This is a genomic window from Vreelandella aquamarina, from assembly GCF_020075495.1.
GTDB classification, from domain to species: domain Bacteria; phylum Pseudomonadota; class Gammaproteobacteria; order Pseudomonadales; family Halomonadaceae; genus Vreelandella; species Vreelandella aquamarina_A.
On sequence record NZ_JABYQT010000039.1, the window covers coordinates 1 to 417 of the forward strand.

Annotated in this window: 1 protein-coding gene; it reads left to right on the top strand. The window is 54.9% G+C overall.

Annotated features, from left to right (window positions below):
• Positions 1–228: thermonuclease family protein (locus HW452_RS17375; RefSeq protein ID WP_340162678.1), on the top strand; the 228-nt coding region annotated here is incomplete at its 5' end.
• Positions 229–417 lie beyond the last annotated feature (189 nt).

Consider the following 417-nt stretch of genomic DNA (forward strand, 5'->3'; position numbering starts at 1 on the left):
GTGCAGGACGGGGCGGCGTGGCATTATAAAAGTTATGCTAAAGAACAGCAGGATAAGGCGGATTTTGCCGACTATGCCGACGCTCAAATTCAGGCGGAAAGGGAACGCAAAGGATTGTGGAAAGCTAAAAATCCGCAAGCGCCGTGGGCGTACCGCCGGGCAGGCAGGAGCGGCGGGGGCAATAAGGATTGGATGGATTCCGTGGGCGAATGGTTGGGCATTTGGTAAAGACACCGCACGGCCTTGAACGGCAAATGCCGTCTGAAAACCGCGCGCCCTGCATTTTTGCGGAGACGCGCAACCGCCGTCTGCCGCGATAAAAAAGTTCAGGCGGCGGTTTTTACGGTAAAATGGCGGATTATTTTGCAACGGCGGCAGTTCCGCCGGTTTTTGATACGGACGGTTTATGGATTTTCG